Annotated in this window: 11 protein-coding genes and 2 pseudogenes; 5 read left to right on the top strand and 8 right to left on the bottom strand. The window is 60.5% G+C overall.

The features are described from left to right. Both INT40_RS20780 and INT40_RS18670 read right to left on the bottom strand, forming a co-directional pair. Nucleotides 1–824 (bottom strand): annotated as a pseudogene (locus INT40_RS20780) (IS5 family transposase); the annotation flags it as partial. Between the two features lie 86 nt (nt 825–910). Then, nucleotides 911–2,284 carry an IS4 family transposase gene (locus INT40_RS18670; RefSeq protein ID WP_226831653.1) on the bottom strand — a complete coding sequence of 458 codons (1,374 nt, stop codon included), beginning with the start codon at nt 2,282–2,284 and terminating at the stop codon, nt 911–913. Nucleotides 2,285–2,411: 127 nt separating this feature from the next. On the opposite strand from INT40_RS18670, the gene INT40_RS18665 reads away from it, so the two are divergent. After that, the gene (locus INT40_RS18665; protein ID WP_193096730.1) at nt 2,412–2,654 is read left to right on the top strand and encodes an SDR family oxidoreductase; all 243 of its coding nucleotides are present in this window, start codon (nt 2,412–2,414) and stop codon (nt 2,652–2,654) included. A 29-nt stretch (nt 2,655–2,683) separates the two neighbouring features. On the opposite strand, the gene INT40_RS18660 is transcribed toward INT40_RS18665, so the two are convergent. Further along, complete coding sequence (locus tag INT40_RS18660) at nt 2,684–3,355, bottom strand: TetR/AcrR family transcriptional regulator (protein WP_193096726.1); 672 nt, start codon at nt 3,353–3,355, stop codon at nt 2,684–2,686. A gap of 153 nt (nt 3,356–3,508) precedes the next feature. Between INT40_RS18660 and INT40_RS18655 the strand changes: the two genes are divergently transcribed. After that, nucleotides 3,509–4,939 carry an MFS transporter gene (locus tag INT40_RS18655; RefSeq protein ID WP_226831652.1) on the top strand — a complete coding sequence of 477 codons (1,431 nt, stop codon included), beginning with the start codon at nt 3,509–3,511 and terminating at the stop codon, nt 4,937–4,939. 28 nt (nt 4,940–4,967) lie between these two features. Then, nucleotides 4,968–5,822 (top strand): SDR family oxidoreductase, encoded by an 855-nt coding sequence (locus INT40_RS18650; protein WP_193079008.1) that lies wholly within the window; start codon nt 4,968–4,970, stop codon nt 5,820–5,822. Nucleotides 5,823–5,938: 116 nt separating this feature from the next. Here INT40_RS18650 and INT40_RS18645 read toward each other — a convergent pair. Further along, nucleotides 5,939–6,138, bottom strand: a pseudogene (locus INT40_RS18645) (IS3 family transposase); the annotation flags it as partial. A 108-nt stretch (nt 6,139–6,246) separates the two neighbouring features. Here INT40_RS18645 and INT40_RS18640 point away from each other — a divergent pair. Next, entirely contained in the window at nt 6,247–7,119 is an 873-nt protein-coding gene (locus tag INT40_RS18640) for an alpha/beta fold hydrolase (RefSeq protein ID WP_193096725.1), read from the top strand. A 572-nt stretch (nt 7,120–7,691) separates the two neighbouring features. Beyond that, the gene (locus tag INT40_RS18635; RefSeq protein WP_193079010.1) at nt 7,692–8,321 is read left to right on the top strand and encodes a LysE family translocator; all 630 of its coding nucleotides are present in this window, start codon (nt 7,692–7,694) and stop codon (nt 8,319–8,321) included. Between the two features lie 714 nt (nt 8,322–9,035). On the opposite strand, the gene INT40_RS18630 is transcribed toward INT40_RS18635, so the two are convergent. From INT40_RS18630 to INT40_RS18615, 4 genes are all read right to left on the bottom strand, one after another. After that, nucleotides 9,036–10,070, bottom strand: coding sequence for a hypothetical protein (locus tag INT40_RS18630; protein ID WP_193096724.1), 1,035 nt, complete (start codon nt 10,068–10,070; stop codon nt 9,036–9,038). A gap of 20 nt (nt 10,071–10,090) precedes the next feature. Next, entirely contained in the window at nt 10,091–10,942 is an 852-nt protein-coding gene (locus INT40_RS18625; RefSeq protein ID WP_193096723.1) for a hypothetical protein, read from the bottom strand. Nucleotides 10,943–10,958: 16 nt separating this feature from the next. Next, nucleotides 10,959–12,155 carry an IS110 family transposase gene (locus INT40_RS18620; RefSeq protein ID WP_226831651.1) on the bottom strand — a complete coding sequence of 399 codons (1,197 nt, stop codon included), beginning with the start codon at nt 12,153–12,155 and terminating at the stop codon, nt 10,959–10,961. 412 nt (nt 12,156–12,567) lie between these two features. After that, nucleotides 12,568–13,605, bottom strand: a complete 1,038-nt coding sequence (locus INT40_RS18615) for a hypothetical protein (protein WP_193096722.1) — start codon at nt 13,603–13,605, stop codon at nt 12,568–12,570. Nucleotides 13,606–13,637 lie beyond the last annotated feature (32 nt).

Below are 13,637 nucleotides of genomic sequence, written 5' to 3'. Positions count from 1 at the left end.
GCCATTGCTTGACGTAGGCAAACGAACGCTCGACGACATTGCGGTTCCGATACGCGGCGGCATCGAAGGCCCGCGGCCGCCCACCTTTGCTGCCGCGTTTCTTTCGAGTCGCGATCTGGTCCTTCTTCCCCTGGACCACTGTACGGATTCCGCGCGAACGCAGGTATTCGCGGTGGCCTCTGGACCCATACGCACGATCAGCTAAGACCGCGTCCGGGCGTGTGCGAGCACGACCGCCACCAGCCCGTGGCACTCAAATGTCAGCCAGTACCTGCGGTAGAATCACCCCGTCGTGACGCTGCCCACCGGTGACTACCACTGCCATCGGCCGGCCCTTACCGTCGACGGCATGGTGGATTTTCGTCGTCAGCCCACCGCGTGAGCGACCGATGCCATGTCCGGCTGGTTCACATTCCTGATCGGGCAGATTCTTGTAATTCGACGTAGCCCCCTGTGTCCTGGTCAGGGCGCGTCGTGTTCGTCGCGTGCTGGTGGGCACGATTGATGGTGCCGTCGACGGAGATGTTCCAGTCGATGTCACCGGCAGCATCGGCTTCAGAGAGCACGCGGGCCAGCACACGGTCCCACGTGCCGTCAGCGGCGTAGCGGCGGTGGCGTTTCCATACCGTCTGCCAGGGGCCGAAGTGCTCACGAGGCAGGTCGCGCCAGGCGATGCCTGCACGATATCGGTACACGATTCCCTCGACGATCCGACGATTGTTCTCAAACGGTCGGGCTCTCTTGCCGGCATTCGAGGGCAACAGTGGTTCGATTCGCGCCCACTGCTCATCAGTGAAAACTCGGTGTCGTTGTTTTGTAGTCACGTCCCCACCGTGTCAGTGCTGGAATGGTCAATAAAGGAGACACGCCCTAGTCGCAAGGCCGTGAAGTTAGGGTTGGTTCTCTCGTGTCACGGAGGCGCGCCGTCCAGGACACGAATATCAAGTCGTGCTTTGCGGCAGGACCGGTCAACGACCGGGCCGCGGGCCTGATACTTCGAGATCGCGCGTTTGACGATCCGCGGGCAGACTCGCAACCGTCGCGGTGGGAGCGGATCGGCGAGCACACGGGCGCCGATGGCTCCCACGAGGTCGACTGGGGCAGTGTCGATGGCGTCTGTGGCGAGGACGACCTGATCCTTGGCCGCTTGCCACGCGATCGTGAAACTCCCGCGATCAGGATCGAGGCTCTGACTGTAAGCGGCGTCGCTGATCGTGGTGCGCACCAACTGATAGACCACCAGCAGAGCGTAAATCTCCTGGGCCACACCGCTTGCCGTGCGTGCCCGCAGGACACGGCCGGCCAACATGGACGACTTCAGTTCCAGGAAGGCCGTTTCGATCTCCCACCGCTGGTGGTAGAGATCAACGAGCTGGTGGGCCGGATAGTGGGAGGCATCCAACAGCGCCGTGATCAGTCGGTAGTGATTTCGAACTCGGCCGGTCGACGTCGTGATCACGACGTTCGCGTCGATGACGCGGACGGTCAGTGCCCCGATTCTGCTGGTGTACGACCCGTCCCGGTGGCGGGCCAAGACGGGTAGGCGCCTTCTCGTCTTGCCTCGGATGAGAATGTCGGCTCCGGTGGCGGCGATGCCAGTCATGATGGTGGTGGCGTCGAAGTTGCGATCGGCGAGGACGAGCATCCCTGTCTTCATGCTGCCAAACAGGCCCGGAGTCAGGGTAGTTTCCCCGGTGGTGGTCGGGGCGAAGACCGCGTCGATGATCGTGCGGGTGCCACAGGTGAGCAGGGCCAGGAGTCTGGTCTGTGGGTAGCTGGTTCCACCGTGATTGCCGGCTTGTTTCGTGTAGCGGGTCCGGACTGCGGGTTCGTCGGCGACACTCAGGATCGTGCCGTCGATGGCGGTGATCAGGTGGTTCTTCCACCACACGCCGTTGCGTGCGGGTGTGGCGCCTTCGGGCCCGCGCAGGAGGTTGAACAGCCATTCCAGGGGTGCTGAACCGATCCGGCGACGGGCTTGGGACAAGCCACTGGCCGAAGGTCTCGGCAGCGGCGATCGTCGTCGGGACATGAGCTTGGCCCACACGCCCTTGTAGCCGATGTCGGGACACAAGCACGCGGCCAGCAGTAGGTAGACCACGACTCGAGAGGGGATGCCGCGCAGACGTTTCTGCACCGTCGACGTCGCATGGAGTGCGGCATCAACCATTTCAGTGGGTATGAGACGGGTGAGTTCGCCGAGGTGGCCAGGAGTGTACACATCGTCGGTGGTGTGGTGAGCTGCAGTTTCGGATTGGTCGCTTGTGAGAGGATGAAAGGGCAACGGAGCTCCTGGGGAAGTAGGAGTTTCTTGGTCGATACTCTCTCTACCGGAGTTCCGTTGCCCGACCCCCTCCGACACGCTCAGTACGGGTCATTGACCCTGCCGCGAACCGCTTAACTTCACGGCCCTGGTACTAGCCCGCGAACGGCGGGGCAAGAACATCACCGTCAACTCTGTCGCTTCGGGGCCGACCGCCACGGAGTTGTTCCTCGACGGCAAAAGCGAGCAGGCTATCCAGAATCTGTCCAGTACACCTCTGCTGGAGCGCCTCGGACAGCCCGAAGACATCGCGAAGACAGTGGCTCATCTCGCCGGGCCTGCCCGCTGGATCAATGGGCAGACCATCTTCGCCAACGGCGGTCTTGCTTGAGTAACTCTCCGCGAGGAGTCTCGTTTGGCTCAGGCCCGCGTCTCTCCGTTGTCAGTGAGCACGTCGACCTCTGCATCGAAGAGTGCGTCAGCATCAACGCTCATGGCGTGAAAGGCTCCGCCGAGCTCGAGACTGACGAAACCGTGAAGCCGCGACCACACCCGCACCGCGAGCCGGAAATTCGGAGCTCCCGTACTCCGCGCGTGCAAGACCTCAGCACTGCCGAGCGGGTTCACGGAGGCCTCCGACCCACCCTCGATTTCCCCGAGGACGACACCCATAAGTGATCGCCCGGCTTCGGAGATCTGCGTGGAATGCGCGTCGTATCCGGGCAACGGCGGTCGGAAGAGCAATTCGTATCGGTGCGGCTGCTCCCGCGCCCACAGCCGGTAGGCGCGGGCAAGCCGGCGAATACGAGCGCTCACGCTTGTCCCGCGTTCGCCGGCCCCCACGGGCCGCGCCAGAGCATCCCGGAGACCACCGTAGGCATCAACGACAAGGCTGTTCAGCAGTTCATCCCGATTAGCAAAGTAGCGATAGAGCGCAGGCCCGGAGACGCCGAGCTCCTTCGCGATCGCATTGAGCGATATCGCCTGCGCTCCGCCATCGGCGAGCTGTTCGAGCGCAATGATCTTCACATCATCGCGCACCTGCTCCCGAAACCTCTCGCGAATTGGTGTGCGGCGAGGTTCTGCTTCCATAGTGCGATCCGTTCTCTCATTCCAACATGCTGTCGCCTCAGACCAACGTTATCAGTTCCTGCAAATGCTTGACATCAAACCCTAGTGCACTACATACTCATTCGTGTTAGAAGTTGTAACTTCCACAGTCGGCACTCCTTGAAAGGTCCAGTAATGGCACTCAGAATTTCGGCACCCGTCGTAGCAGGACGGGAGCAAACGCCCCGTCGCGGATGGGCGATGGCTGGCCTATCCGCAGCCATGTTCGTCGTGATCCTCGACGTCTCGATGGTGAACCTGGCAGGTCCGACCATCCGCGAAGGGCTCGGCCTCACCAGCACCGAGCTGTCCATCGTCGTTGACAGCTACCTCGTTGCATTTGCGGGATTGCTGCTGCTCGGAGGGCGGATCGCTGATGTCCTCGGCGGTCGCCGCGTCTTCTTCGCCGGCCTGCTTATCTATATCGCTGCGTCAATCCTTTGCGCGCTGGCACCATCGGGCGAGGTCCTGATCGCCGGCCGAGCTCTACAAGGCATTGGCGCCGCGGTCGTCACTCCGTCCGCCTTGTCAATCGTGGTCGGCTTGTACCCCGATAGCAGGGAACGCGCCCGCGCGCTCGGAATCTGGGGAGCTGTCGCAGGGGCAGGCAGCCTTCTTGGCGTAGTGCTCGGCGGAGTCGTCACGCAGATCCTCGGATGGCAGTCGGTCTTCTGGATCCCCGTGCCGATCTCGGTCGCAGTCGGCATCGTCGTACTCCTCTTCGTACCGCCTACTCACCCACAACCGGGTCGGTTCGACGCACCCGGCGCACTGACGATCACGCTGGGTGTCTCGGCAGTGGCGCTCGGCATGATCTCAGCACCGGAGAACGGCTGGGGCTCACCGCTCACCCTCGCCGCCCTCACCATTGGAATCATTCTGCTGGGCGCGTTCGTCATCGTTGAGAAGAACTCGCAGCAGCCCCTCGTGCCGCTCGGGCATCTGCGCAAGTCCAACATCGTCGTCGCAAACTCGGTGATGTTGCTGGTTGGAGGTGCCACAGTGAGCATGTTCTTCTTCCTCCCGCAGTTCCAACAAGGTGAATTGGGCATGACCCCGGCCTTGACGGGACTCAGCCAGCTGGCGATAGCCATAATGATCATTGTCGCGAGCCTGGTCGCACCGGCTCTTGCGAGGCTCCTCGGGTCGACACGCGCCTTGTCCATGGCACTTCTACTCCTGGTCGGAGGTTTGCTCTGGCTGGCCTTCGACCAGACGGCGAGCGGATTCTCGGTCTCCCTCCTCGGCGCCTTCCTCCTCATCGGGATCGGCATCGGTCTCTCCGGCGTCTATGCGACGACTATCGCCGTGCGCGATGGCGTGGCAGGAGAAACAGGCCTGCTCAGCGGACTCATCAACGCATCGCGACAGCTCGGCGGAGCTATCGGCCTTGCCGCCCTCGTCGGAGTCGCAACCATCAGCGGCACTCCGGAAGGAGGCATCGATTTTACGATCGCGTTCCTCGGCCTGGCCGCGTTCGCGACCGCCGCATTCGGACTCTCCTTCATCCCCACAGACTCGAAGCACCCCACTTCCGCACCAGCCGTCGATGCACACGCGCATTGACGACGCCTCTCTAGAAAGGACGATCATTATGACCAACACTTTCCTCATCACCGGAGCAACCGGAACCGTCGGCTCCGTCCTCGTACCCGCACTGCAGGCAACAGGCACCACTGTGCACGCCATGTCCCGAAAGCATCGCGACATCCCCGGAGCAACGAGGGTTCTGGCCGACCTGCGTGATCCTGCCTCTCTCGAGGCAGCTCTCACCGGTGTGACAGGCGTCTTCCTCAACAGCCCCTCAACGCCTGATGCGGCAGATCTGCAAAGCCGATTCGCCGACATAGCTCAAGCTGCTGGCGTACAGCGAGTAGTTCTCCTCTCGCAGTACGCCGCCGATGTGGACTCGCCCGTGCGGTTCCTGCGCTGGCATGCCGAGGTCGAGCGGCACGTGCGCGAGCTCGACCTCGAGGTCACCGTATTGCGTCCGAATCTCTACCTGCAGAGTCTCCTCGCGTTCGCGGCAAACGCGGCCCGAACCGGTGTGCTGGCCGCGCCGATCGAGGAGGCCGCGGTCAGCGCGATCGACACGCGAGACATCGCGGACGTCGCAGCCGCTGTCCTCACAGAGAGCGGACATGCGGGCGCTACTTACACTCTGACCGGCCCCCGCGCAGTAACCCACGCAGAGATTACCGCAGCGCTCTCGAACGCGAGCGGCCGTGACATCACCTTCGCCCCCGTGCCCACGAATCAATTCGCCGCCGCGCTGGAGGGATTGATGCCTCCGTGGCAGCTCGACGGGCTGCTTGAGGACTACGCACACTACGACAGAGGCGAAGCCGCAGAAGTGCACACGAGCGTGGCTGATCTTCTCGGCCGTCCTGCTCGCAGTATCAAGGACTTCGCGCGCGACCACGCGGAGGCCTTTGCCAGGGAAGTCTGACGCAGTACTACTGCTGTGGCGGCGCGTGAATACTGTGGCTCGCCCACCCACGGGGAAATCTTGGCCGCTGGGGTGGGCCGATACGGAGATTTCGCACAGCGGATTGATGGCTTTCTCTACGCTGCCAAGTTTGGCTGCTGATAACTGTGATGGACATCGTTGGGGCGCTGGTAATCGGCGCGGAGTGCCGGCGGCTGTTGTAGAATCTCTCGATATAGGCGATGACGTCGCGTCGCGGTTGCCTCTTGGTGGCGTAAACAGTGCGGTAGACGCGTTCGTTTTTCAACGCTGAGAAGAACGATTCATCCATACCGTTGATGCTCCTATGCCCCACTTGACGAATCAATATACATATGGGGGCAGTAGCTTGCTGGTGTTGTGCTAGCATCTCACTAACCAGTTAACGTCAATTAAGAGGTGACTCATGTCAGTCGTCCATCATCGCACTGTTCACGTCAACGGCCAGGAGGTGTTCTACCGTGAAGCTGGACCGCGGGATGCCCCCGTGATCTTGTTGCTCCACGGATACCCTACGAGCTCGTACATGTTCCGGCACCTAATCCCGGCTATTGCTGACCAGTATCGCGTGATCGCGCCCGACCACATCGGCTTCGGGCGATCTTCCGCTCCGTCTGTGGAGAGCTTCTCTTACACCTTCAGCAGCCTCGCTCATGTCACGGAAGGCTTTCTCAGCACCTTAGGAATTATGAAGTACACCTTGTATGTCCATGACTACGGGGCTCCGATTGCCTGGCACCTGGCCCTGGCGCACCCGGAGTCAATCGAGGGTGTGATCTCGCAGAACGGGAACGCCTACGAAGATGGATTTGTTTCGAAGTTCTGGGACCCGATCTGGACCTACGGTGGCGACCCTGTAGCGGCCAATGAATCGGCTCTGCGGCCGGCTCTTGAGCGTGAGGCAATTGAGTGGCAATATACCCACGGTGTTCCCGACGCGACCACCGTTGACCCTGACGCGTGGGAACATGACATCGCTCTGATGGCTCGACCCGGTGTTGACCGTGCGCAGCTCGCTCTGTTCGCCGACTATGCCAGCAACAGAGTTCTGTATCCGCTGGTCCATGAGTGGTTACGGGACTCCGGCGTGCCGGTGTTGGCCGTATGGGGGAAGAACGATGAGATCTTCGGTCCGGCCGGTGCCACAGCGTTCCGTCGTGACGTCCCTGATGCTCGCATCGAACTACTCGACGGTGGGCACTTCCTATTGGAGTCCCACCTGGACGTGGTCGTAAAAATTATCAGAGAATGGCGCGCCGCCAGCAGTGTCGCCGTTTGAGCTTGTGCTGTCAGCCAATTGCAGTCCTCGAACAAATAGGAAGTGGGAGGGATGTGTCTAAAGCAGACGTGATGCATCGACAGGCACTGGGCCCGCAGCGTACTGAGAATGCTCCCATTGTCATTAGCATCATCGTTGGGGACTGATGCAAGAAGAGATGACGTTGATAGTTGATAGAGGAAATGCCTTCCCATCCGAGGGCATTACTCCGAGGATCACTGACAGCCAAGACGGTTTGTCTTTCAAGTGATTCGCCCACCTTCCAGCAGGAAGACACTGTCCGATGTGTGTCGGACAGAGGCGAGCATGACTTGGGCATGAACCTCCCAAAGTGGACACAGCAATGTGTACTATCAGGCGACAAGATCCAACATAGGCGCCCATTCGTTCTCAAAGTCAAGCGGCGCTTGATAACTCAGACTCGAGTACTCTGCCCACCCGATGAACTCGACCGTTCACGACTAAACCACAGGTATCTGCGCCCCGCAGCCAAACCTATCCGGTATCCGGCAGGAATCGGATCGGATAAGCTGATGCGGTTGGCCGTCGCCTGAACTATTTGAAAGACAACTATGGATTCACAGCAGTTGCTGGCCTGGGCCCTTGTGGCTGTGATCGGCGCAGCCACGCCTGGGGTTGACCTCATGATCGTGCTTCGATCGACTCTCTTCCACGGACGACGTTCAGGATTCGCGGCTGTCGTCGGCGTCGAGATCGGCCACGCCGTCTGGGCAGTTGCAAGCCTGATCGGACTGACCGCGCTTCTTGCCGCCTCGACAGTCGCATACGACGTCGTCAGGATTGCAGGAGCTGTCTACCTGGTTTGGCTGGGCGGTTCGGCAATCTGGCGGTCTCTCCCCCGCAATCGTCCAGCCTCCAGCGAACCGACGACGCCGACACCGCAGAGTTCGTTCGACGCTGCTCGCAACGGACTGGTCAGCAATATGCTCAACCCGAAGGTCGGCGTCTTCTACATCAGCATTCTGCCGCAGTTCCTTCCCACCGGAACGTCGACTGCAGGCTGGGGAGTGCTGCTGGTCTCCATTGCCCTCACAGTCGGCATAGTGTGGCACTCGTTCATCGTCCTCGCCGCCACTCGTGCTCGGGGCGTTCTCACTCGCGATCGGGTCAAGATTTGGCTCGATCGCACCAGCGCTGCCGTAATGATCGCTCTCGGTGTGCGCTTGGCAACCGAACACTGAAGAATCTTCTGCGAACGCGCGCGTCCTCTCGACAGCTCACGAAGTTCTCGTGACCGGCTTGTGGCCCGAGACGAATTTCACCGTTTAGGGGTTGCGCGGGTAGGTGCGAAGTGTGCGTATCCTGGGCTCGCCGTATCGCTTCGGACCGTCACGGGAAAGCCTTCGATTCGATGGAAGTGCGGACCGCAACAGTGGCGAATTATCCTTCCCTTGCCAGCGCTTCCATCTTCAGTCATCGACCTCGCGTGCCTGACCGAGTGGTCTTCGACAAGCTCTTCACACGTCTCGTCCTCAAGCGCACATTGCTCAGCCCACGCCTCAGCTGAGTTTCGTCCCGCAAAATCGCCAACGGGCAGCTCTCGCAGACCCGCTTCCATCACGACGGCACACCTCAACGGCCTGCTCGTCGACCTATCCGTTCGTGCGCCTGCGGCGCTGACGCGCAATAGGTAAGGGACCCTTCAGGCAGTACTTTGCACAGTGATCGCTACGGTGTCAGCTTCGTGCAAAGTACCCAGGCGTGTCGTGCGCAACGTAGTACGCATCTCTACACGAACCTCTTTGCCAGGGCTGCCGCCTGGCCGGCATCACTAGTCTCGGCATCAACAACTGATCCGGGCAGCCTACCCAAGCCAGACGTGTCAGGCCGAGCTCTCGCCATCTCTGAGAATTGCACGCCTTCGGGAATTCCAGCTTGGATTCGATTCGGGGTGCTCATGCTTGGGAGAGCCCCTTCGCCAACATCGATTCCTTCATCACGGCCTCATCGAGTTTCCGGTCATGGTTGTCCTGGTGTTCGGACCTCGTCTTCTTCAGATCGGCGAGGATCTTCTTCACAGATGCGGGACCACTGCTGCGATCGGCGTCCTCGTTCCAGAACTCGTCGGTGTGCTCGACAAACCTCTTCTCATGCGCCTGGAGCTCGTCTTTGCGGCCCAGCTTCTTCAGTTCTTTAGTGTCCTCGTCAATTTCATCGATGTCCGCCTGAGACCTGGCCAAGTCCGCGCTGACGGTGTTCACATACGACTCGTAGCGCTTTCCAGCCTGCGTATTGAGATCGTTGTCGCTGGTTTCGGCGGACTGCAATGCCGTAGCTATGGCACCTTTGCGCGTTTCAAAGTCACCCTGCGCTGATTTGATGGCGGCTTCGGCCTCATTTCGACGTTTGCCGTGCCGAGCCAGGAAGTCTGCTCTGGCGGCCTGCTCTGGATCGAAGAGCGGAGCTTTGAACTGTTTCGACGCCGCGAAGAGTCCACCATCGCGAGCTGTTCGTAATTTGCCGGGATCGTTTGTCTGGGGCTGCTTCTTCGTTGTCGGAGCTGGGGGAAGATTGGCAGTACTTGGCGCGTTGCCGAGAGCCACATCCATGAAGCTACCGGCGCCAACAGACTCGCCTGCCGAAGTGGTGTCAGCGGCCTCAGTATTCGCCGGCAACTCGATCTGGTCGAGCTCGCCCCGGTCAATCTGCACGTCGAAGCCGACATCGGTGGTCACAATATGCAGGTCATCGGTCGTGACATAGGACTGCGGCCGACCTGCTCCGACATCCAGCCCTTCGTTGAAGTCGTCGAAGTACTTGCCAATGCGAGCCTCGGTGTCAGGGTCACCGTGACCGAACTCGACGCCGGTCATGTCTCCGGCCTGCAACGCTTTCACGTCGAGGCCGGAGACATCGGGCCGAGCCTTCGCCGATTCAGCCCACTGCCCACCAGTGGGAATGCCAGCCTGAACTCGGTTCTGTGCGCTCATCTTCTCAGTGCACCTACTGCTTAGGAATTGGCTTTGGTGACGCGCTCATGCAACTTCGTCGCCGCGTGCCTCGTTCGCATGTGCGGACCATCCTTGCGACGGCCGGCAGGACACTGACACTGGTGCGTGCCGACAGAAGTGAAGGTGCGATGGCACTGCTGGCACTCTGAGACCTCGACTTCGCCAGTGCCTTTGAGGACCTTGTTGATGTACTGGCCGGGCTTGTGGGTGGTGCGAATGGCCTCCAATACGTCTTTGCCGTAGGGGTAGCGGTAGCTGCGGCCAGACGTAGTCGTGACCAGGACTTCCTTCTCATGTTCGTCGAAACCAACCGAATCCACCCAAGGGGACTTCAGTTTGTGGCTGCGCTTGGCAAATGACTGGCGCCGAGTCTCACGGAAGTCAGCGATCATGTCCTTCTTCGTCTTGCCGTCGAGGTGATCGGTGATCCGCCTGGCCTCAAGCATCGACTTCACACCGGCGCCGACGGTGGCAGAGTCAGTGTTTGTGCGTTCACCAAGGGTCTGGACATTCCAGCCGGAGCCCTTGTCTTGGCTGACCCTGACCCAACCGATAGTCTGTCCGCCTTTGCCGTCAGGGGTGGAGACTGGGATGTCGAAGGGTGTGCCCCGTGGGTCGACTTCTGCGGCCATGCGTCGCACCGAGGTCACCGACGGCATCGTCAGCGCGAAATCCTGGCCACGGTAGGTCTGGCGTAGAGACCCGATTGCTTTGGGCGAGCGGCTCATCCGTTCAAATCCACCCTCAGTGTTGAACTCGCCTGTGGCTTCGGCGGCCTGATACCACTTTGTGGCCGTGCCGCCTGAGAGCTTCACCTGATCGGCGGGAACGAACTTGTTGGCGCGAAGCATGATGCTCCTATAGGTGTCAAGCTGTTTCCAGAAGGAATTCTCGGTATCTTGCGGAGAACTCATCATCTCGTGCCCGAGCGCGCTCGATACGAGAGACTTTGACCTGGTCGATACTAAAGTGCTCGGCCACGATTCGCAGACTCATGCTCTTTGACTGTCGCAAGACACGTAAATCATCGACCGCCGGCACTGCGGGTGGGTTGACGATGAGCTTGTACACCTCGGCGGCGACATACCGTTTCAGACACCTCATAGCCTCCTTCTTCGACTTCCCTTCCGCGATCCGCCGGGCCACGTACTCCCTCGTCCTTGGGTCGCTGGCCATTCTCGACTTCACAATGTCGAACAAGGCACTATTGGCCTGCCGGTCTCCTCCCTTGTTGAGCCGGTGCCGGGTCGTCTTACCTGACGATGCTTGGAGTGGACTCGTCCCACACAGTGCCGCGAACGCAGCTTTCGACGTGATCCTCTCAGAGTTCTCACCAGCAGTGACCAGTAGCTTCGCCGCGGAGATCGGGCCGACACCCTTGGTCGCGGCTAATGCGGGAGCCACGTCCTTCGTCAGCGCAGCCAACTGGTCGTAGGCATCATCGATCTCGGTGGTGAGGAACTCGATCCGGCGAGCCAGGCGTCGCAGTGCGATCCCGAGCAAGTCGTTGGCAACGGGACGGGTCCGGGCCAGGGTGGCGTGGAGGTCGGTGTCCTTCATCCCCGCGTATTTCTCCCTGACCTCGGTGGGTGCAGTGGTGAGGAAATGGATGATCTGTGTGATCGCTGCAGTCCGGGACTTCAGCGCAGTGGCACGGGTCTTCAGGAGTACCCGGATGCCATCGATGGCACCACCGAGGAGTTTCGGGATGGGCAGCTCGTGCCCATCGGCGGCGACGGTCTTCGCTGCAGCGTAGGAGTCGATTGGGTCGGATTTCCCGCCCCGGCGGGTTTGCCGGTTGGGGCGGATGACTTCTTTGACGAGGACGTTTTGTGTCCGCAGGTAGGCGGTGATCCCGGCCCCGTAGGACGCGGTACCCTCAATCCCGACGACCAGGATCGTCCCGAAGGACAAGATGAAGGACAGCAGGTCTCGGTAGCCGGTCATGGTGGTGGGGAACTCGTGGTCGCCGAGCTTCTTCCCGACTTCGTTGATGATGCCGACGTGGTTGGTGTTCTGGTGGGTATCGATCCCGGCGTACACATTCGGCGTGGTTCCTGTCATGATGATTGTGCCTCTTCCGTTGGACTGGTCGGGGTGAGGGCCAGTCGGTCGGGCAGACAGGACGTTGACGGGACTCCATGGTCGTGGAGTCACGCTCCTATGAGGTCATGTCCCCACCGGCTGGTTCTCTTTCGGTGGTGACGGACATCCCGGTGGACAGATCAAGCGAAGGACACCACTCTGAAGAGTGGGTCAGTCGTAGCGTGGGCCACACCGGGATCCCCGACTCTTCCAGTATCAACGTCGTAGCGTGACTGCTCGTAATTGCGTCCAAACGTGGGAACTGGTGGCCGGGCCTTGGCCGTCTCTGACCACTGGCCACCTTCGGGAATGCCTGCCTTTACTCGATTCTGATTGCTCATACCCTCTCTACGTGCGGCAAAGTGCCGATACGCCGAGAGGGCAGGCGACCTCAGTTCAGTTTGAGGTCAGACTTCAACTGAGGTGGCAGCCCCACGTAGTTTGTGGGCATCTGTGGACAAGGAGTCGTCGACGTCCACCCGGTCTGCCACAGAGCCAGTTTCGCCTTATGGTGAGCGAACTCTTCGGCACCGACGATGCGAGCGTATTCAGACTCTTTGCTCCGCTTGCTGATGAGCATCTCGACGTAGTCACCGAAGATGTCTGCCGCCTTCTCCCGTGCTTCGACTGAGATGAAGTCACCGGGGTTATCACGGGCAACTGCCTCGGTAGCGAACCGTTCTGATCGCATGTGTGCCAACGTCTCGAAGTCTGTCGGAAGCCCAGGGCTGGTGTGCTCAGAATCGAGGGTTGCGGCTGGGGGAGCCTCTGTGGAGTTTTCGTCGTCGAGCCAGGCGAGGATGCGTGAGCTCACGCGAACCTGCTGACGGGCTTCGGCGGCGGTCTTCATCCGCGGCAGTGGCGTGTTGTTGCGCAGATTTCGGTGGGCTGCGACGAGAGCGTCGTGGTCGGCTGTGAGGTTCCAAGGGGCGTATTTGCCCGACACAATGCCGTCAGCCTCTTCGCGAGTCCAGTAATTGGCCCAGTATTCCGCTCTGACTTCCATCAGTGCCAGGAGCCGGGGGTTACGGTCGTCGAGGACCAGAGTTGCGGTGCCGCGCTCGTCGAAGAAGTCATCGGATTCGATTTCGATGAAGCCAGGGAGGCTTTGAAGTGGTTCAAGGTCCTCCAAGTCTCCATGTACTTCCATTTCACGACGCCTGTTGCTTCCACGAGTCTCCGAGATCAGGCACTGATGTTCGAGACCCAGGATAGAACAGATTTCAGCATCGGGATCGTCGTAGTGATCGTCGAGTCGGGTGAAGCGTTGGTGAACGGCGGTGTCGAGCTTCTCGGACAATGCCGCGTCAGTACTGTAAGTCTCGCCAATCGCCCGTGCGAGAATTTCAGCGGTGGACTGCGGCTGGTGGTCACCGGTGACCAGGCCGTCAGTGCGCTGGTCGTTCTGGGGTTCGTGTCGTGTGCTCATACTCTTCACTGATGTGGTGTCTCTGGTTGGCT

This window comes from Brevibacterium sp. FME17, from assembly GCF_014897515.1.
GTDB lineage: Bacteria > Actinomycetota > Actinomycetes > Actinomycetales > Brevibacteriaceae > Brevibacterium.
Note: the sequence above shows the minus strand (reverse complement) of the source record. Positions and strands in the feature narration are given on the sequence as shown.